An 18,682-nucleotide genomic window follows, 5' to 3' on the forward strand; every position below is an offset into this window, starting at 1 on the left:
TTCAGATCAGATGATTGCGCTGGGCGAACTTGGATAAATGCACGACGGAGGACATGCGCAACTTCTCCTTCAGGCGGGTTTTGTACGTGCTGATGGTCTTGTGGCTCAGCAGCATGTCCTCGGCGATTTCCTTGTTGCCCAGGCCCAGGGCCAGCTTCTGCAGCACCGTCAACTCGCGGTCCGAAAGAGCTTCCACCAACTCGTGCTCGGAGGTCTGCAAATCATCGCGGCGCACCGAACTGGTGGGCAGGCTGGGAAAGCAGCTGTAGTTGCACATCACAGCCTTGATTGCTTTTTGCAGCTCGTCCAACTCGCCGGTCTTGGCGACAAACCCCATGGCACCGGCCCGCATGCACCGGGTCGAAAAAAACACCGCCAAGTAGGACGTGAGCACCAGGATCTTGCACGGCAGGCCCAAGGCCTTGATCCGACTGATGACCTCCAGGCCACCCAACTTGGGCATCGCCAGGTCGAGAATCACCAGGTCCGGACGCCCTTCTCTGGCCTTCTGCACGGCATCCGCGCCATTACCCGCTTCATCAATTTCAGTAAAACCTTCCTGTTTCAACAGAAATTTGACAGTGGCACGAATAAACGGGTGGTCATCCACTACTAACGCTTTGCTCATAAAACACCCCTGAGAGGACAAAGTACGCTGACACATCACACGGGACGCAGCCACCTGTGAGAATTGACAGTCCCGACGAACGGTACAGTCCCTCAGAGCGCCAACAGACGGGTGCCTGGTCCCTTCCCTTGAAAATCACCACGAACATATGAAGCCATATCATTGCTGCCGGCCAGCCGCAGCGATCAACCTTAGCAATGGGGTGATGTTTCTTACGAAGGGATAATCCTGACTGCGTGTAGGACTTTTCCTTACAAAAGCATAGCCAATCCTGGGTCTACCTAGGCTTGACCAGGATGGATCAGTCGGTGGTACTTGGGCTCCAGAAAGCCTGCACCACCAGGCTCGACATGGAAATGCGCGTCACCAGGGCGTCCAGTTCATCACCGTCCACGGAAGTGGCCGCCAGGGTCGCCTCGATCTCCACTTCTTCGCTGCCAAACGGGCGCACATCGACATCGCTGGCGGGGTAGTTGCAACGTGCCAGCTCGGCTTCCAGCAGCACCATGACCGCCTGTTGCTGGCTACGCCGTGCAATCACATAGAGGATGTTGGTCACCTCCGCCGACACCACATCCAGCGGCTGGCGGTTGATGTTATTGACGATCGGCCGCAGCAGCGTATTGGCCGCCAGTACGAACAACGTGCCCAGCAGCGCTTCGAGGATCAGGTCGGCACCGGCACAGGCGCCCACCGCGGCCGAGGCCCAGAGGGTGGCGGCGGTGTTGAGCCCGCGCACGTTGCCTTCTTCGCGCATGATCACGCCGGCCCCCAGAAAGCCGATGCCCGACACCACATAGGCGACCACCCGCACAGCACCGTCTGCACCGCCCAGGCGGTTGGCCATGTCGACGAAAATCGCCGCGCCCACTGCGACCAGCACGTTGGTGCGCAAGCCCGCCGTGCGCTGGCGGTACTGGCGCTCGAAGCCGATCAAGCCGCCGAGGATAAACGCGGCGGTCAGGCTGACCACGGTATCGATCAGGGAATCGAGGTTGATGTTGTTGATTGCCTGCATAAAAACTCCATGAATGCGGCGGCAGCCCCACTGCCATCGCGGGCAAGCCTGGCTCCCACCGGGTCCAGGGGCGTTCGATACAACTGTTATTGCCAGCCAAACTTACGGATGTAGTAGCCCTTTACCGCCTGGGTCAACGCCATGTACCCCAACAGAATCACGGGCAGGAACACAAAGTACAGCGACGGCAACGCCTGCAGTTTGAAGTAGTGCGCCAACGGCCCCATCGGCAGGAAAATCCCTACGGCCATGATCACCCCCGTCATCACCATCAGCGGCATTGCCGCACGGCTTTGCAGAAACGGGATTTTCGGGGTGCGGATCATATGTACGATCAGCGTCTGGGTCAGCAACCCCACCACGAACCAACCCGACTGGAACAGGGTCTGGTGGTCCGGGGTGTTGGCATCGAACACATACCACATGAGTGCGAACGTGGTGATGTCAAAGATCGAACTGATCGGCCCGAAAAACAGCATGAAACGGCCCACATCCCCCGGTTGCCAGCGTTGCGGCTTGGCGAGCATGTCTTCATCGACGTTATCGAATGGAATCGCGATCTGCGAAATGTCGTACAGCAGGTTCTGCACCAGCAAATGCATGGGCAGCATCGGCAGGAACGGAATGAACGCACTGGCGACCAGCACCGAAAACACGTTGCCGAAGTTGGAGCTGGCGGTCATCTTGATGTACTTGAGCATGTTGGCGAAGGTGCGCCGGCCTTCGAGCACGCCCTCCTCCAGGATCATCAGGCTCTTTTCCAGCAGGATGATGTCAGCCGCTTCCTTGGCGATGTCCACCGCGCTGTCCACCGAAATACCGATATCGGCCGTGCGCAGCGCCGGTGCGTCGTTGATCCCGTCGCCCATGAAGCCCACCACATGGCCGTTGGCCTTGAGCAGGCGCACGATGCGTTCCTTGTGCGACGGCGTCAGCCTGGCGAATACGTTGGTGGTTTCCACGGCCTTGGCCAGTTCGGCGTCGGTCATGTCCTCGATGTCGTTGCCCATCAGCAGGCCTTGCTGCTCCAGGCCCACTTCGCGGCAGATCTTGGCGGTGACCAGTTCGTTATCGCCCGTCAGCACTTTGACGGCCACGCCGTGGGCTTTGAGGGCCTTGAGGGCAGGCGCGGTGCTTTCCTTGGGCGGATCGAGGAAGGCCACATAACCGATCAACGTCAGGTTTTTTTCATCCGCCAGGTTGTAGGTATCGCGCCCCGCTGACATCGGCTGCGCGGCGACCGCGACCACCCGCAAGCCTTCTTCGTTGAATGCCGCGGTTACTTGGCGGATGCGCGCCAGCAACTCATCGGTCAGCGCTTCGTTGGAGTCACCGTGGCGCACCCGGTTGCACACCGACAGAATCTCTTCCACCGCGCCTTTGCAGATCAACAGGTGCGGCTGGCCTTGCTCGGCCACCACCACCGACATCCGGCGCCGGTTGAAGTCGAACGGGATCTCATCGACCTTCTGGAACGCGGTGGCGACTTTCAGCTCGCGATGCACTTCCACGTGTTCCAGCACCGCCACGTCCAGCAGGTTTTTCAGACCGGTCTGGTAGTAACTGTTGAGGTAGGCCATTTCCAGCACGTCGTCGGACTCTTCGCCCCACACGTCCACATGGCGCGCCAGGAAAATCTTGTCCTGGGTCAGCGTGCCGGTTTTGTCCGTACACAGTACGTCCATGGCGCCGAAGTTCTGGATCGCGTCCAGGCGCTTGACGATGACCTTCTTGCGCGACAGAAACACCGCGCCCTTGGCCAACGTCGAGGTGACGATCATCGGCAGCATTTCCGGGGTCAGGCCCACGGCAATCGACAGCGCGAACAGCAGCGCTTCGGTCCAGTCGCCCTTGGTGAAACCGTTGATGAACAACACCAGCGGCGCCATCACGAACATGAAGCGAATCAGCAGCCAGCTGACTTTGTTGACGCCCTGCTGGAACGAGGTGGTCGCGCGATCCGTGGCGGTGACGCGCTGGGCCAACGCGCCGAAATAGGTGCTGTTGCCGGTGGTCAGAATCACCGCCGTCGCCGCGCCGGACACCACGTTGGTGCCCATGAACAGGATGTTTTCCAGGTCCAGCGGGTTGCGCGTCTTGGCATCCTTCTGCTGGGCGAACTTCTCCACCGGCATCGATTCGCCGGTCATCGCCGCCTGGCTGACGAACAGGTCCTTGGCATTGAGCACGCGGCAGTCGGCGGGGATCATGTCGCCGGCCGACAGCACGATCAGGTCGCCCGGCACCAGTTGCTTGATCGGCAGCTCGATGGGTTTGGCCGCCTCACGGCGCAACACCGTCGCGGTATTGCTCACCATGTCCTTGAGTGCGTCGGCAGCCTTGTTCGACTTGGCCTCCTGCCAGAAACGCAGCAGCGTCGACAGCACCACCATGGAAAAAATCACCGTGGCGGCCTTCATGTCTTCGGTCAGCCAGGAGATCACCGCCAGCAAGGTCAGCAGCAGGTTGAAGGGGTTCTTGTAGCAATGCCACAGGTGGACCCACCAGGGCAGCGGCTGTTCGTGTTCGACTTCATTGAGGCCGTGTTGCTCCCGCAACGCGTCGGCTTCCTGGACGCCCAAGCCTTCGGCGTGACTGCCCAGGGTGCCCAGCAATTGTTCCGCGCCGCTGTTGGCCGCAGCCACCAGGGTTTGCGCCAGGCTCGGCGGGACTTCGCGGCTGACGCTGGCGTCGGTGACGCTGTCGAGCAGTGCCAGGCGACGGAAATGCCGAGCGATATGCCGGGTCCGCAGGAAGCCGGCAAAGAACTCTTTCAACAGAGTGAAGTTCATGGTGTTACTCCTGCGCGAGGAAACCATCGTGCAGGTACGGCCAACTGCGCCGCGCCCGATCAAAAAGGCACAGCCAGCCTGGCCCGCCCGCCGCAAAAAGGCAGGCGCGTCCGTAGCAACCTGAGGTGAGTCAGGTGCTGGTCAGCGTCGATGAGAGTGGATCGAGGCAGGCGCCAGGACTGGTCGCTGCCGGGATGCCGCTTCTCGCTGTTTGGCGAGACAACGGCATCGGAAGAATGCGCGTTACCTTGCCAAGTCTGTGCCGGTTACCGAAACCGGCCGACGACTGTCACTTGAACAAGTACCCACTGAGGGTCTCCGCTATTGATGAAAACGCGCGAAGCTTACGCCCCGATTACAGGAGAGTAAACCGTAAGAAAGTACCTGCATGATGAATAAGAGGATTCTTCAGGATGGGTTCAGGAACCCCTATCTTGAAGCCCTCCGAGGCTTAAATGTGGGAGGGAGCTTGCTCCCGATGGCGATGGTGCAGCTAGAGATAAGCTAACTGCCCCACCGCCATCGGGAGCAAGTCGAGTCGTCGCACCGCCCCTCCCACAGGTTGAATGTGTCTATCCGCAGCTAAGGTGCAACAGGTCGATCTCGCGGCACCCGTATCAGGTAATCATCCACCTGCCCACCCACCAGCGCCTTGACCTGAATCGACACCGTATTCAGCTGTCGCCCCATCCTGACTCCCTCGCGAATACGCACCGGCACATACCCCAGTTTCGGCCAGAAACGCTCGGCCTTGCGATTACCGACCACCACCGTCAGGCGCAGCCACTCGGCACCCTGCGTGACGGCCCATGCTTCGAGGTCGGCGTGCAACCGCCGCCCTCAATCATCACGCGTCAGTACTTCCAGCAATTCAATTTCAAAGCGCAAAGGGCTGTTCGGCTTGATATGCGCGCCCATCGAACGTTCGCCATACGCCAGGTGCGCCGGTACGAACAATGTGCGTACACCACCGACTTGCATGCCCATCAACCCCTGGTCCCAGCCCTTGATCACCCGGCCCGTTCCAATCACACACTGAAACGGCTTGCCCCGTTCCCACGACGAATCGAACACCGTGCCATCTTCCAGGGTGCCGGTGTATTGAGTGGTGATCAACGCGCCCTTGACCACGGCCTTGCCGGTGCCGGGGCGGATGTCGGTGATCTGGAGTTGTTCGTCGCTCATGGGGGGCTCTCGTTGACTGCGCAAAGGCTGGGGTTTTCCCAGAATTGGGTGGGTTTGGCAAGTGGAGGAAGCGTCGGCTCAATGACATTTCTCTTTAACCTGCGGGGCGTTTCCGCCGGCTGGGCGGCACCTCGCGCAGGGGAGTTACTTCGAGATCGCACTCGATGAACATAATCGGAGGGGGGGCGGTGAATTGATCGCTGGAGTGCATGCTGCCGAGCTGAACCGGCGGCACGCGTTGTGATGAGGGACGATTGCCTCACCACAACAAAAGCAATCACCGCCTCAAAGCTCAAGACCGGATAGTAAGGTTTTGTCGCGAGAGAGCAGACCTAGTGTCTGCAACACGTCATTGACGGCGCCGACAACGCCCACATTTTTAGGCTGGGGCTTCCCATCGACAACATCCTTCAACGCTGTCAAAAACTCCACCCGGCCCGAATCGACCTTATCGGACTTGCTGTCCTTGGATGAGATACGGCCCTGGGCAGTATTAATCTCTTTATCAAGGTAAGCGTTAAATTCAGACTTTTTCATTGTCAGTTTCCTTCTTCAACAATGCGTGAGGGCAGACGCAGCAGCTTAAGAAGCTCACTGCATCCTGCCTACTGTCAGAGTTCACAGGTCTGTACCAGTTGCCGGGTGTCGTTCTCACAACCAACGCTAGTGCATGTCGATCCAATTTCGCTGGGACCAAAAGACCTGACCTCTCTCCACGAATATGGGCAGCGAACTATCAAGAGCCCACTGACACCTCAACCGGAAGCGCCCGATTTTCTCCCGCCCGTCAGATCACCTCTTATGGAGCGCCAGCCACTTCGGCGGTAACCATCCAAAGAGATCACCCACAATGAACCAAGCCACAAGCCCTGTACGTGTTTCTGTTGTGCAATTCGATCCCCAGGTCGGTGTGGACCACCGTACCGCAAACCTGCGACGTAGCCTGGAGCTGGCAGCCGCAGCAGCGAACGGCGGCGCCAATCTGATCGTGCTGCCGGAGCTTTCCAACTGCGGTTACTTTTTTTCCAGCCGCAAAGATGCGTTCGATCACGCCGAAGCGGTGCCAGACGGTCCGAGTCTGCGGGCATGGATCGACTTTGCCGGCCGGTACCAGGTCTATCTGGTGGCGGGCCTGAACGAAATCGACGGAGCGCAATTATTCAATACAGCGGTGCTGCTCGGCCCGGACGGTTTTATCGGCAAGTACCGCAAGGCCCATCTATGGAACCTGGAGAAGCTGTGGTTCACCCCGGGAAACACGGGATTTCCAGTCTTCGAGACACCGATCGGGCGGATCGGCATGCTGATCTGTTGGGACATCTGGTTTCCCGAAGTCCCGCGCATTCTCAGCCAGCAGGGTGCCGATATCATTTGCAGCCTGAACAACTGGGTCTGGACGCCGCCCCCGCTGTTCGACGACGCCGGGCGGTGCATGGCGTCCTACCTGACGATGACGGCAGCACACGTCAATAACGTGTTTATTGCCGCCGCCAGTCGAATCGGCGAAGAGCGCGATGCCCGTTACCTGGGGTGTTCGCTGATTGCCGGGACCAATGGGTGGCCTATCGGCAAGGTGGCGTCGGCCAATCGCCAGGAAATCCTGTTCGCCGATATCGACCTGAGCAGCGCGCGCAGTGCGCCCATCTGGAACAGCCTCAATGATCTGCAAAGGGATCGGCGGGTTGACCTGTACGATCAGATGCTGGGCTATATGCAGCATCGAGCATTGCCGCGTTGAACACGAGCGGCCTCACAACCAATGCCAAAACCGGCTCCAGAACCCACGCCCCAAATCATTCTTGCAACCCGCATATTGCTGCGCATACAGCTGCGAGCGAGCCTGCACTTTGCTGGCCACGGGGGGTAGCCAGGCTTTGCTGGCGTAGGTGCGCTGGCGATAGCCGCCCCAGCCTTCGTGGTAGTTCAGGTATTGGCCGTAGGCGTCGTACTTGTAAACGCCGTTGATGGTGTAGGTCTTGTCCATGTACCAACCGACGAAGTCGATGGCGTCGTCGAAGTCCTGACGGCTGGCGCCGCTGCGGCCGGTGCTTTTGCGGTAGTCGTTCCACACTTCATCCTTGGCCTGGGCATAGCCGGCGGCAGTGGAGACGCGGCCCCAGGGGATGATCCACAACAGGTAGTTACGCGGAGCCTTGGCGTCCTGCCGGAAGGCCGACTCCTGGTACATGATGGCGAACGGCAACTGGATCGGCACGCCCCAGCGCTTTTGGGTGACTTGGGCGGCGTCGTACCAGTCGGCCTTTTCGCGAAAGATGCCGCAGAGGTCGTTGGGCGTGCGGGGTGGCGAGGTGCCGCAGGCCGCCAGCAGCGAAGTGAGTAATAACAAGCCGACGAATTTGCCTGCGTTCAAGATACACCTTTGCGGGATACGCGTAAAAAGCCGGCATTTTACCCATTCAACGCGGCAGGTGAAGAAAGGAAACGCTCAGCGCCGTGCGCAACAGCAGCGTGCGCCAGATCGCACGGGGCAGTTGCGCTGCACTATCGCGCAGCCTGGGTGTCGTAACTCGCATGCGCCCATTCCCAGGAGAAACCATGAGCCAGGACGTCCTCGCCAAAGAAACCAACCGCCGCCAATTGCAGCAGATCATCTCCGGGTTGTCCGACGGGGTGATTTTGGCCGAGCTCGACCAGACCATCCTCTGGGCCAACGAGGCCGCGCTGACCATGCACGGGGTCAGCGCGGTCGAACACCTGGGCGCCAACAATCAGGCCTATGCCGAGCGATTCGCCTTGCGCTATCGCAATAACCACCCGCTGTTGCCGGACAACTACCCGCTCAGCCGGGTGGCGGCCGGCGAAGCGTTCAGCGACGTGATCGTGGAAGTCAGCCCCACCGGCGACGACGAGCGCAGTTGGGTCCATCGCCTGCGCAGCCTGGTGCTGACCGATTCACGCGGCGAACCGGAGCTTTTGGTGTTGATCCTCAGCGACGCCACCGAATGGGCGAGCGCCGAGCAGCGCTTCGAAAAAACCTTCAACGCCAACCCCGCGCCCGCCGTGATCTGTCGCCTCAGCGACCTGCGCTATATCAAGGTCAACCAGGGCTTTCTGGAGATGACCGGCTATAACCGCGACCAAGTGATCGGCCGCTCGGTGTATGAACTGGACGTGCTGGAACACGCCGAGCTCAAGGACCTGGCCATCCAGCGCCTGGCCGAAGGCGCGACCATCCCGCAGATGCAGGCCGAATTGAGATTGCCCGAGGGCGGCAGCAAGTTGGTGATCGTGGCCGGCCAGCCGTTGGACATGAACGAGGAAGACTGCATGTTGTTTTCCTTCACCGACCTGGAACCGCGGCGCAAGGCAGAAATCGCCCTGCGCCAGAGTGAGGAGCGCTTCGCCAAGTCGTTCCGCCTGACGCCGGTGCCAACCCTGGTGTGCAACGCCGACAACCGTCAAGTGGTGGATATCAACGAAGCTTTCATGAGCATTACCGGCTACACCAGTGAGGAACTGATCGGCAAAGCCATCGAAGACATCGACTTCATCGACAGCGCCCAAGCCTGCGCGCAGTTGTTCGCCACTCTGGAAAAAGCCGGCAACCTCGACGGGCTGGATCTGAAGGTGCGCAAGAAAGGCGATGAGGTGATCGACTGCGTGGTGTCCGCCGATACCGTGAGCATCCAGGACGTGCCCTGCTACCTGCTGGTGCTGATGAACATCACCGAACGCAAGCGCTCGGAGCTGGAGCTGGTGGCGGCCATCGAAGAAGTGATGCAGGACGCCTCCTGGTTCAGCCAGACCCTGATCGAAAAGCTGGCCAACGCCAAAGGCGCCAACCGACCCAATGTGCCAGGCATTGCCTTCACCGACCTCACCACCCGCGAGCGCGATGTGCTGGGTTTGATTTGCGAAGGCCTGGCCGACAAAGAGATCGCCTCGCGCCTGAAGCTGGCGCCCAACACAGTGCGTAACCATGTGGCCACGGTGTATTCCAAACTGGGGGTGCATAGCCGTAGTGCAGCGATCGTCTGGGCCCGTGAGCGCGGGCTGTTCGCCGGTGAACTGCGTCTGAAAAACAAGCGCTGAAAGTGCAAATGCACTAGTGCGGCTAGTGCGAATTCGCCTTATTGCGCCTAGGTGTAATGCTTAACCTTCCTGGGGTGGGCACAGGCTTTCGATCCTGTGTCGTCGTATTCCACACCCGGAAGGAATTAGCATGTTTACCCTGTCTCAATTGCGAAATTGCATCGAAGAAGGCCTGTCGCCGCTGACGTGCGAATTCACCCTGTGCCGGGACGCGTCGCTGACCCTCAAAGTCTTCGACGCCGAAACCGGCCGGGTCGACCTGGTGGTCACCGGGATCAGCACCAATCGGCTGCAGACCCCGCAAGAAGTGGACAAGATGGTCGAAGAATTACGCTACGAGCTGCACAGCAACCACCTGGGCAAACTCACTCTGGATGACTTGCCTTCAGCCTCGCACCCATGAAATAGAACACCCCGCCACCGACGATAAACGCCCCCAGCATGTAGAACATGTAATGCGCCGGCAGGCTGGCCAACACCAACCCGCACAGCACCGGCCCCAGCGCGGCGCCGAGGTTGGACAGGTTTTGCGCGCCGTAATACATGCCGCGCAGGTGGTCCGGGGCAATACGGTCGATAAACATGTACTCGGCCGGGAACACGACGATTTCCCCCACGGTAAACACCGCCATCGCCAGCACCCACCACAGCACGCTGGTGGACAGCGCAAAGCCGATCAACCCCAGCATGAACATGCTCAAGCCGAAGATCAGCCACTGGCTCAGGTAACGGTGCGAGATGCGCCGACCGATCACGTATTGCAAGGCAATCACCAACACGGCGTTCGTCGTAAGCACCGCGCTGATGACCTTGTAGGTGTATTCAGCAGTGGTGGTGGTCACCAGGTATTGCGACAGGTAAGCCGTGAACTGGCCGAACACCACCGCACTGAGCACGCCGCCAACGGTGAAGCACACCAGGCGCCGATCCTTTAACAGCACGCGGCCGACAGCCAGGAACGACACCGGCTTTTGCGTGGCATCGACAGTGGCCAGCGCACGATCGCCCCAGCGCCAGTACAGCAGGAAAAACCCCGCCCCCAACAGCGCCGACAGCATAAACGGCAAGCTGATATCCAGCCTGGCCACCATCGCACCAAAGAACGGCCCCACCGCATAGCCGATATTGGTCAGGGTGTACTTGATGGAAAACACCTCACTGCGCGCATCTTCCGGCAACAGGCTGGCAAAGCCGGCTTTGATCGCAATATCGATGACCGCGTAAGCCAGGTTGATCAGGATCAGGCAGCCATAGAACGCCCAGATAGTCTGCGCGAGCACCGTACCGATAAAGCCCACGACAAACAGCGCACTCAAGCCCAGCAGTAACCGATAGCTGCTGATGCGATCGACGAGAAACCCGCCATACACGCTGAGCAACGAACCGACGATCAGCGAACTGCCGATCACCAGGCCGACCTGAGTGATGTCCAGGGCAAAGTGCCGGGTGAGGTAGATAACCAGGTACGGAAAGGTGATCGCCTTGGCCAGCGTCAACATCAACGTGGCGGACAGCAACAGCTTCACTGTGCGGGGGTAGTGTCTAAGGGTGGCAAGCATCCTGCTCTCATTCCATGAAGGTAACGCGGCCATTGCAGCCGGTCACCTTACCTCAGGAACCCGAAAAAAAGCAGGCGTTGCCAGCGGATTATTGCTTGACCGGAGTGATCTCGAGGATGGTGCCGTTAGTGGTTTTGAGCAGCACAAACCTATTGCCCTCATGAAATTTATCCTGTAATTTTTCATGAAATTTAACGAAATAAATTTCATGAACCAACAAGAAGAACTCGAAGCCCTGGCGATCCTGATCCACGACCTGCGCAAGTACAAGAAACTCACCCTCGCGCAATTGGCGCAAAAGATCGAGCGTTCGGTGGGTTTCCTGTCTCAGGTCGAACGAGGCCTGTCACGCCCGACCGTGGCGGACCTGACCGCGATCAGCCACGCCCTTGACGTGCCCACCACCTATTTCTACAGCCTGAGCAAGCCCAAGGCCATCAACTGGGTGACGCGCCCCAACGAGCGGCGCACGGTGTATTACGCCAATGGCATCACCGACATCCTGGTCTCCCCCAACATGAACGGTGCGTTTTCGATGCTCGACAGCCTGCTGGCCCCCGGAGCCAATAGCGGTGAGCAGACCATGAGCGACCGCGCCGAGCAGGCCGGGTTTGTGCTGGAGGGGGAGTTGACGCTGTGGGTGGAAGGGGAAGCCGACTCGGTCACCCTGCACCAAGGCGACAGCTTCCACCTGGCCAGTTTCGCCCGTTGCCGCTACGCCAACCTGACCGAACTGCCCGCCCGCGTGCTGTGGGTTTACAACTAGGAGCTACACCCGTGAAAAGCCATTCCTCCACGCTGCTGGCCGAAGTACGGAGCTTTCGCCAGAACCACCCCGACGTGCGTTATGTCGACCTGATCGCCCTGGACATCCCCGGGCATTTCTACGGCAAGCGCTACCCGGTGGAGATGCTGGAAAAAGTCGCCGCCGGCGGCCCCTTGAAGCTGCCGCAGAACGCCGTGCTGCTGGGGGTTCAGGGCGGGTTGTTCAAGATCGGTGATTACTGCTTCAACGACGGCGACCCCGACGCCAACCGCCGCCTGGTGCCGGGCACGCTCAAGCCGGTGAGCTGGGAGTCGCAGCCGCTGGGCCAGATGCTGATCACCTCGGACGGTACGCAAGCGCCGATCGAATTCGAACCGCGGGAAGTATTGGCCAAGGTCCTGGAACGCCTGCACCACAAAGGCATTCACCCGGTGGTGGCCTTTGAACTGGAGTTTTACCTGTTCGACAAGCAGCTCGACAACGGCCTGCCGCAATTCGCCCGCGACCCGCTGAGTGACGACGCCGACGACCAGCCCAACCTGCATATCGAGCGACTGTCGCGCTTCAGCGAGGTGCTCGACGATATGGCGCAAACCGCCAAGGACCAAGGCATCGACATCACGGTGATCACCGCGGAACTCGGCCCCGGCCAGTTCGAGATCAACTTCGGCCACTTGGACGATGGCCTGCGCGCTGCCGACTGGGCCGCCCTGTTCTGCCGTAGCACCCGTGGCGTGGCGCTCAAGCACGGCTACCGCGCCAGCTTCATGGCCAAGCCCTACCTGCAATTCCCCGGCAGCGGCATGCACGTGCATGTCAGCCTGTACGACGGCGCCGGCAACAACATACTCGCGGCCCATCAACAGCAACCCCTGCGCCACGCCGTGGCCGGCTGCCTGGAGTTGCTGCCGCACTGCATGCCGATCTTCTCGCCGAACCACAACGCCTTCCGCCGCCTGGGCGGTACGGTCAACGCAGCCACCCGTGCCAGCTGGGGCTTCGAAGACCGCGATGCGTGCGTACGCATCCCCGAGTCCGACCCACGCAACCTGCGTATCGAACACCGCCTGGCCAGCGCCGATGCCAACCCGTACCTGGTGTTGGCGGCGATTCTGGTGGGGTTGGAGTATGGGCTTGACGCCAAGCGCGAACCCATCGCCCCACTGAACGACGACCGCAACAGCGGCACCGACTTCCCCCTGGAAATGCTCGAGGCCGTGCGCGCCATGCAACATCAAGCGGTATTGCGCGATAAGCTGGGCGCGGAATTTGTCGACGTGTACTGCGAGAACAAACGCCAGGACCACTTGGCGTTTCAGCAGGAGATCAACGCACGGGAATACCGCTGGTTTCTCTAACCCCCCATGGAATCACCGATGACCGACCAAAGCGCCCCGGCCCTCAAGGAAATCTTCAACGCCGAACGCCTGCAACACATCGCCACCGAGATGACGGCGGTGTACCCGGCGTTCGACGCCAAGGGCTTTCTCCAGCACGCCAAGGCCGGGCTGGCCGAGTTGTCGGTGATGCAGCGCGTGGCACGGGTCAGCGACAGCCTGCATGCGGTGATCCCGCTGGATTACCCACAGACTCTCACGCTGCTCTATGCCCTCGCGCCGCGCTTGAACAGCGGGTTTGTCAGCCTGTTCCTGCCGCACTACGTGGCGAGTCATGGCCGGGATGACTTCGAGCGCTCCATGGCCGCGCTCAAATATTTCACCACCTTTGGCTCCGCCGAATTCGCGATCCGGCACTTCTTGCTGCACGACTTCCAACGCACCCTGGCGGTGATGCAACAGTGGTCGCTGGATGACAACGAACACGTGCGCCGCCTCGCCAGCGAAGGCTCGCGACCGCGCCTGCCGTGGTCATTCCGCCTGGCCAACGTACAGGCCAACCCCGGGCTGTGCGCGCCGATCCTCGACAACCTCAAGGCCGACAGCAGCCTCTACGTGCGCAAGTCCGTGGCCAACCACCTCAACGACATCACCAAGGACCACCCCGATTGGGTCCTCAGCCTGATCGAAGGCTGGTCGCTGGATAACCCGCACACCGCCTGGATCGCCCGCCATGCACTGCGCAGCCTGATCAAGCAGGGCAACACCCGCGCGCTGACGATCATCGGCGCGGGAGCCAAGGCCGAGGTCAAAATTCATCACCTGCGCGTCACGCCGGCGGTGATCACACTGGGGGAGCGGATCAACCTGACCTTCAGCCTGGAATCCACCGCCGCCGCACCACAAAAACTGGTGGTGGACTACGCCATCGACTACGTAAAAAGCGCCGGCCATCGTGCGGCCAAAGTGTTCAAGCTCAAGGCCTTTACCCTTGGCGCAGGCGAGCAGCAGCACATCAGCCGCGAACAACATATCCGTGAACTGACCACGCGCAAGCACTACCCGGGCAAGCACGCGGTGCATGTGCTGGTGAATGGAGAACGGCTGGGCAGCGCGGAATTCGTCTTGCGCGATTGACTCAGTTCAAGCAACACCACAGCTTCAATGTGGGAGGGGGCTTGCCCCCGATAGCGGTGCTTCAGTCATGCATGTTTTGGCTGACACACTGCTATCGGGGGCAAGCCCCCTCCCACATTTGGATCTCCATAGATCAGATAGACCCTGATCTGCTTTTGCTCTTGCTTGGCCTTATAGCCGACCTGATCTTGGAAGCTGAATCCGGTCAAAAGTGTGGGAGGGGGCTTGCCCCCGATAGCGCTGCTTCAGTCATGCATGTTTTGGCTGACACACTGCTATCGGGGGCAAGCCCCCTCCCACATTTGGATCTCCATAGATCAGATAGACCCTGATCTGCTTTTGCTCTTGCTTGGCCTTATAGCCGACCTGATCTTGGAAGCTGAATCCGGTCAAAAATGTGGGAGGGAGCTTGCTCCCGATAGCGGTGAATCAGTCATGCATGTTTTGGTTGACACACTGCTATCGGGGGCAAGCCCCCTCCCACATTTGGATCTCCATAGATCAGATAGACCCTGATCTGCTCTTGCTCTTGCTTGGCCTTATAGCCGACCTGATCTTGGAAGCTGAATCCGGTCAAAAATGTGGGAGGGAGCTTGCTCCCGATAGCGGTGAATCAGTCATGCATGTTTTGGCTGACACACTGCTATCGGGGGCAAGCCCCCTCCCACATTTGGATCTCCATAGATCAGATAGACCCTGATCTGCTTTTGCTCTTGCTTGGCCTTATAGCCGACCTGATCTTGGAAGCTGAATCCGGTCAAACGTGTGGGAGGGGGCTTGCCCCCGATAGCGCTGCTTCAGTCATGCATGTTTTGGCTGACACACTGCTATCGGGGGCAAGCCCCCTCCCACATTTGGATCTCCATAGATCAGATAGACCCTGATCTGCTTTTGCTCTTGCTTGGCCTTATAGCCGACCTGATCTTGGAAGCTGAATCCGGTCAAAAGTGTGGGAGGGGGCTTGCCCCCGATAGCGGTGCTTCAGTCATGCATGTTTTGGTTGACACACTGCTATCGGGGGCAAGCCCCCTCCCACATTTGGATCTCCATAGATCAGATAGACCCTGATCTGCTTTTGCTCTTGCTTGGCCTTATAGCCAACCTGATCTTGGAAGCTGAATCCGGTCAAAAGTGTGGGAGGGGGCTTGCCCCCGATAGCGCTGCTTCAGTCATGCATGTTTTGGCTGACACACTGCTATCGGGAGCAAGCCCCCTCCCACATTTGGATCTCCATAGATCAGATAGACCCTGATCTGCTTTTGCTCTTGCTTGGCCTTATAGCCAACCTGATCTTGGAAGCTGAATCCGGTCAAAAATGTGGGAGGGGGCTTGCCCCCGATAGCGCTGCTTCAGTCATGCATGTTTTGGCTGACACACTGCTATCGGGGGCAAGCCCCCTCCCACATTTTTGATCCAGGTTCTTCAGGTGGACTCGCCGAGCAACAGTGCCTGCTCCCGCGCGCACAACTCCACCACGTAATCCCACAACACCCGCAGCCGCACTGACTTGTGCAGTTCCCGGCGCGAGCTGATCCAATAGCTGCGCTGAATCCCCTCCCCCGGCAACAACGCCACCAGGTCCGGATCACCGGCCGCCATGAAGCACGGCAACACCGCAATCCCCAGCCCGGAACGCGCCGCCTGGTGCTGGGCGATCACGCTGGTGCTGTGGAACACCACTTTGGGGTTACGGCAGAAGCTGCTGAGCAGTTTCAGTTCCTGGCTGAAGAGCAGATCGTCGACGTAATCGATCCAGGCATGGGCGGCGAGGTCTTCGCGTTTTTCAATCGGCGGGGTGCGCGCCAGATACGCGCGGCTGGCATAGAGCGCCAGGCGGTAGTCGGTGAGTTTGCGCGTGACCAGTTGATCGACGCTGGGACGTTCGAGGTGGATGCTGATTTCGGCTTCGCGGTTGAGGATGCTGACGAAACGCGGCACGGCCACCAGCTCCACTTCCAACCCCGGATAGCGCTCGAACAGCCCGCCCATGCGGCTGGCGAGGAACATCACCCCCAGCCCTTCGGCCACGCCCAGGCGGATCTTGCCCAGAGGCGCGGCGGTGTGGGTCAATTCGTCTTCGGCCAGCAGCGCGACGTTTTCCATGGCTTCGGCGTGTTTGAGCAGGGCCTCGCCGGACGGCGTCAACTCATAGCCGTGGGCGTGCTGCACAAACAACGCGGTGCCGAGGCTTTTCTCGATCGCCTCGATATGCCGCGCCACGGTGGCGTGGGTGGTTTTCAGGCGTTGCGCGGCGGTGAGCAGGCGGCCGCTGCGCTGCAACTCAAGAAAAAACCGCAGGTCATTCCAGTCGAACATAGCGCCTCCAATCCGTGAGTCTGGGCCGTGCTGTTTAAAAACGCACAGCCACTGGGTAAAAACTAACATTTTTAAGACGAAAACTAACAACTAGGATGGAGCCAATAAGAAAAACAAGCGAGACCTCAGATGCCCACTGCAACTGCTGAATACGATTACATCGTCGTAGGCGCCGGCCCCGCAGGCTGCCTGCTGGCCAATCGACTGTCCGCCAACCCCGCCCACCGTGTGCTGTTGCTTGAAGCCGGTGGTCGCGACAATTACCCCTGGATTCACATCCCCGTCGGCTACCTGTTCTGCATCGGCAACCCACGCACCGACTGGTGCTTCAAGACCGAAGCCCAGGCCGGCCTGCAAGGCCGCGCCCTGAGTTACCCGCGGGGCAAGGTGCTCGGCGGTTGTTCGTCGATCAACGGCATGATCTACATGCGCGGCCAGGCTCAGGACTACGACGGCTGGGCGGCGGCAGGCAACCCGGGCTGGGCGTGGGAAGACGTGCTGCCGCTGTTCAAGCACAGCGAGAACCATTTTGCTGGCGGTTCGGCATTTCACGGCGACGGCGGCGAGTGGCGCGTCGAGCAACAACGGCTGTCGTGGCCGATTCTGGATGCCTTCCGTGAAGCCGCAGCGCAAAGCGGCATCGCCAACGTCAGCGACTTCAACCAGGGCGATAACGAAGGCTGCGGTTACTTCCAGGTCAACCAGAAGGCCGGCGTCCGCTGGAATGCGGCCAAGGCGTTCCTCAAGCCGATCCGCCAGCGGCCGAACCTGACGGTATTGACCGAAGTCGAAGTCGACCGCGTGTTGCTGGAAAACGGCCGCGCATCGGCAGTGGTCGGGCGTCAGCACGGCCAGTCGCTCCGTTGGAAGGCCCGTAAGGAAATCGTGTTGTGTGCTGGCGCCGTGGGTTCGCCCGGCATTTTGCAGCGTTCGGGGATTGGCCCCGCCAACGTGCTCAAGCCGCTCGGCATCAATGTGTTGCATGAACTGCCAGGGGTTGGCGGCAACCTGCAGGACCACCTGCAACTGCGGCTGATCTACAAGCTGGAAAACGCGCGCACCCTGAACCAGATCGCGGGCAGCGTGTGGGGCAAAATGGGCATGGGCCTGCGTTACCTGTATGACCGCAGCGGCCCGCTGTCGATGGCGCCCAGCCAGCTCGGCGCGTTTGCCCGCTCGGGCCCGGAACAAACCTCGGCCAACCTTGAATACCATGTGCAGCCGCTGTCCCTGGAGCGCTTCGGCGAGCCGTTGCACGCGTTCCCGGCGTTTACCGCGTCGGTCTGCGACCTGCGCCCGCAAAGCCGCGGGCGTATCGATATTCGCTCGGTCAACCCGACGGATGCGCCGTTGATCCAGCCCAATTACCTCAGCCATCCGCAAGACCTGCGGGTGGCCGCCGACGCGATTCGCCTGACTCGACGGATCGTCGCCGCGCCGGCCCTGAGCCCGTTCAAACCGGTGGAATACTTGCCCGGCGATGCGCTGCAAACCGAAGAGCAACTGCACGAAGCCGCGGCGCGCATCGGCACGACGATCTTCCATCCGGTGGGCACCTGCCGCATGGGCAGTGACCAGGACGCGGTGGTCGACGCGCAGCTGCGGGTGCATGGCGTGCCGGGGCTGCGCATCGCCGATGCCTCGATCATGCCCCGCATCACATCCGGCAATACCTGCTCACCGACGCTGATGATCGCGGAGAAAGCCGCGCAACTGATCCTTTCGCCGAACACTGTAGGAGCGAGCTTGCCTGCGAAAAACGCAAAGGCGCCGCGTTCATCCAGATTTCCCGCGTAATCGTTGGCGATTTTCGCGAGCAAGCGCGCGCCTACAGAGGAACGGAAAACAGACCGGCGCTGAGGTTGGCGCCGACAGTGGAACAACAATAAAT

The 18,682-nt window shown here is 60.2% G+C and carries 15 protein-coding genes and 1 pseudogene; 7 read left to right on the plus strand and 9 right to left on the minus strand.

Going from position 1 to position 18,682, the window contains the following annotated elements:
• Nucleotide 1 precedes the first annotated feature (1 nt).
• The 6 genes and pseudogenes from C5F70_RS13460 to C5F70_RS13485 all read right to left on the minus strand — a co-directional run bounded on the left by C5F70_RS13460 (nt 2) and on the right by C5F70_RS13485 (nt 6,160).
• Nucleotides 2–628 carry a response regulator transcription factor gene (locus C5F70_RS13460; RefSeq protein WP_017847071.1) on the minus strand — a complete coding sequence of 209 codons (627 nt, stop codon included), beginning with the start codon at nt 626–628 and terminating at the stop codon, nt 2–4.
• A gap of 301 nt (nt 629–929) precedes the next feature.
• On the minus strand, nt 930–1,646 hold the full coding sequence (locus C5F70_RS13465; RefSeq protein ID WP_017847070.1) for an MgtC/SapB family protein: 717 nt from the start codon (nt 1,644–1,646) through the stop codon (nt 930–932).
• 86 nt (nt 1,647–1,732) lie between these two features.
• On the minus strand, nt 1,733–4,438 hold the full coding sequence (gene mgtA, locus C5F70_RS13470; protein WP_104903522.1) for a magnesium-translocating P-type ATPase: 2,706 nt from the start codon (nt 4,436–4,438) through the stop codon (nt 1,733–1,735).
• Nucleotides 4,439–5,020: 582 nt separating this feature from the next.
• Nucleotides 5,021–5,275: pseudogene (locus tag C5F70_RS13475) on the minus strand (GNAT family N-acetyltransferase); the annotation flags it as partial.
• A gap of 3 nt (nt 5,276–5,278) precedes the next feature.
• A complete protein-coding gene (locus C5F70_RS13480) occupies nt 5,279–5,623 on the minus strand; it encodes an FKBP-type peptidyl-prolyl cis-trans isomerase (protein ID WP_017847066.1) in 345 nt (114 codons plus the stop codon).
• A gap of 285 nt (nt 5,624–5,908) precedes the next feature.
• Nucleotides 5,909–6,160, minus strand: coding sequence for a hypothetical protein (locus C5F70_RS13485; protein ID WP_104903523.1), 252 nt, complete (start codon nt 6,158–6,160; stop codon nt 5,909–5,911).
• Between the two features lie 313 nt (nt 6,161–6,473).
• Here C5F70_RS13485 and C5F70_RS13490 point away from each other — a divergent pair, with 313 nt between their 5' ends.
• Nucleotides 6,474–7,361, plus strand: coding sequence for a nitrilase family protein (locus tag C5F70_RS13490; RefSeq protein WP_104903524.1), 888 nt, complete (start codon nt 6,474–6,476; stop codon nt 7,359–7,361).
• Nucleotides 7,362–7,373: 12 nt separating this feature from the next.
• Here C5F70_RS13490 and C5F70_RS13495 read toward each other — a convergent pair whose 3' ends face one another.
• The gene (locus C5F70_RS13495) at nt 7,374–7,994 is read right to left on the minus strand and encodes a transglycosylase SLT domain-containing protein (protein WP_057004912.1); all 621 of its coding nucleotides are present in this window, start codon (nt 7,992–7,994) and stop codon (nt 7,374–7,376) included.
• Between the two features lie 185 nt (nt 7,995–8,179).
• Here C5F70_RS13495 and C5F70_RS13500 point away from each other — a divergent pair, with 185 nt between their 5' ends.
• On the plus strand, nt 8,180–9,676 hold the full coding sequence (locus C5F70_RS13500) for a helix-turn-helix transcriptional regulator (RefSeq protein ID WP_104903525.1): 1,497 nt from the start codon (nt 8,180–8,182) through the stop codon (nt 9,674–9,676).
• 130 nt (nt 9,677–9,806) lie between these two features.
• Nucleotides 9,807–10,079 carry a DUF1652 domain-containing protein gene (locus tag C5F70_RS13505; RefSeq protein ID WP_017847058.1) on the plus strand — a complete coding sequence of 91 codons (273 nt, stop codon included), beginning with the start codon at nt 9,807–9,809 and terminating at the stop codon, nt 10,077–10,079.
• Here the strand turns inward: C5F70_RS13505 and C5F70_RS13510 are convergent.
• Nucleotides 10,042–11,235 (minus strand): MFS transporter, encoded by a 1,194-nt coding sequence (locus tag C5F70_RS13510; protein WP_026140037.1) that lies wholly within the window; start codon nt 11,233–11,235, stop codon nt 10,042–10,044. The two genes, C5F70_RS13505 and C5F70_RS13510, sit on opposite strands and share 38 nt — an antisense overlap.
• Nucleotides 11,236–11,443: 208 nt before the next feature.
• On the opposite strand from C5F70_RS13510, the gene C5F70_RS13515 reads away from it, so the two are divergent.
• The 3 genes from C5F70_RS13515 to C5F70_RS13525 are packed head-to-tail and all read left to right on the plus strand — an operon-like array spanning nt 11,444 to nt 14,475.
• Nucleotides 11,444–12,001 (plus strand): helix-turn-helix domain-containing protein, encoded by a 558-nt coding sequence (locus tag C5F70_RS13515; RefSeq protein ID WP_017847055.1) that lies wholly within the window; start codon nt 11,444–11,446, stop codon nt 11,999–12,001.
• Nucleotides 12,002–12,012: 11 nt separating this feature from the next.
• Nucleotides 12,013–13,359 carry a glutamine synthetase family protein gene (locus tag C5F70_RS13520; protein ID WP_104903526.1) on the plus strand — a complete coding sequence of 449 codons (1,347 nt, stop codon included), beginning with the start codon at nt 12,013–12,015 and terminating at the stop codon, nt 13,357–13,359.
• An 18-nt stretch (nt 13,360–13,377) separates the two neighbouring features.
• Nucleotides 13,378–14,475, plus strand: a complete 1,098-nt coding sequence (locus C5F70_RS13525; protein ID WP_104903527.1) for a DNA alkylation repair protein — start codon at nt 13,378–13,380, stop codon at nt 14,473–14,475.
• 1,422 nt (nt 14,476–15,897) lie between these two features.
• On the opposite strand, the gene C5F70_RS13565 is transcribed toward C5F70_RS13525, so the two are convergent.
• On the minus strand, nt 15,898–16,791 hold the full coding sequence (locus C5F70_RS13565) for a LysR family transcriptional regulator (RefSeq protein WP_104903535.1): 894 nt from the start codon (nt 16,789–16,791) through the stop codon (nt 15,898–15,900).
• A gap of 129 nt (nt 16,792–16,920) precedes the next feature.
• Between C5F70_RS13565 and C5F70_RS13570 the strand changes: the two genes are divergently transcribed.
• Nucleotides 16,921–18,588 (plus strand): GMC family oxidoreductase, encoded by a 1,668-nt coding sequence (locus C5F70_RS13570; protein ID WP_017847051.1) that lies wholly within the window; start codon nt 16,921–16,923, stop codon nt 18,586–18,588.
• The last annotated feature ends 94 nt before the right edge of the window (nt 18,589–18,682 follow it).

Origin of the sequence: Pseudomonas sp. LH1G9 (assembly GCF_002949975.1) — a bacterium.
Lineage (GTDB): Bacteria > Pseudomonadota > Gammaproteobacteria > Pseudomonadales > Pseudomonadaceae > Aquipseudomonas > Aquipseudomonas veronii.